The 826-nt window shown below is 65.6% G+C and carries 1 protein-coding gene; it reads left to right on the top strand.

Annotated features, from left to right (window positions below; genetic code table 11):
- Positions 1–826 (top strand): Ig-like domain-containing protein (locus tag KUV74_RS20735; RefSeq protein ID WP_222517285.1); only part of this gene is annotated, 826 nt, incomplete at both ends.

Below are 826 nucleotides of genomic sequence, written 5' to 3'. Positions count from 1 at the left end.
CCTGACGGTGAACACCGACGGCAGCTGGTCGTACACCCTGACAAGCAGCGCGAGTCAGGACGACAAGGACAAAACGGGTCTGGACGATAGCGTGCCGGAGACCTTCGGTGTGCGGGTGGTGGACAGCGATGGCGATACCTCCGCCCCGGCCGACCTCACCATCGCCATCGGTGACGATGGCCCGAGTGCGGTGGCCGACACTACCAGCACCGCCGAGGACTCGGCGGTTAGCTACAACGTGCTCAACAACAGTGATGACACCAGCGACACCCAGGGCGCCGATGGCGCGACCCTGACCGCGGCCAGCGTGCAGGGCGGGGCCAGTGTGGGTTCGGTGAGCTTCGCGTCCAATGGCGAGATCACCTTTACCCCGGCGGCGGGCTTCGAAGGCAAGGCGGTGATCGACTACACCCTCACCGATGGCGACGGTGATACCGCGGCCTCGACGCTGACCGTGACGGTGGCGGCCGACTCCACACCGACCATCGACCCGAGCGGCCCGGACGGCGATCCGACGACCGCGGATGGCGCCTATAGCGTGCAGGAAGCAGGGCTTGATGGTGGTGCAGGTCAGTCCCCGGGCAGTAACGCCGCCAGCAACAGCGAGACCACCGACGGCCAGTTCAAGAGCAGCACCGGCAACGATGACCTGGCGCGCTACGAGGTGAAGGACAAGGACGGCGACTGGGTCCCGATCAATACCGATGGCACCACGGTCACCGGCGATTACGGCAGCCTGACGGTGAACACCGACGGCAGCTGGTCGTACACCCTGACAAGCAGCGCGAGTCAGGACGACAAGGACAAAACGGGTCTGGACGATAGC

The sequence above is a fragment of the Halomonas sp. DP1Y21-3 genome (assembly GCF_019801245.1).
GTDB classification, from domain to species: Bacteria; Pseudomonadota; Gammaproteobacteria; order Pseudomonadales; family Halomonadaceae; genus Halomonas; species Halomonas litopenaei.
Note: the sequence above shows the minus strand (reverse complement) of the source record. Positions and strands in the feature narration are given on the sequence as shown.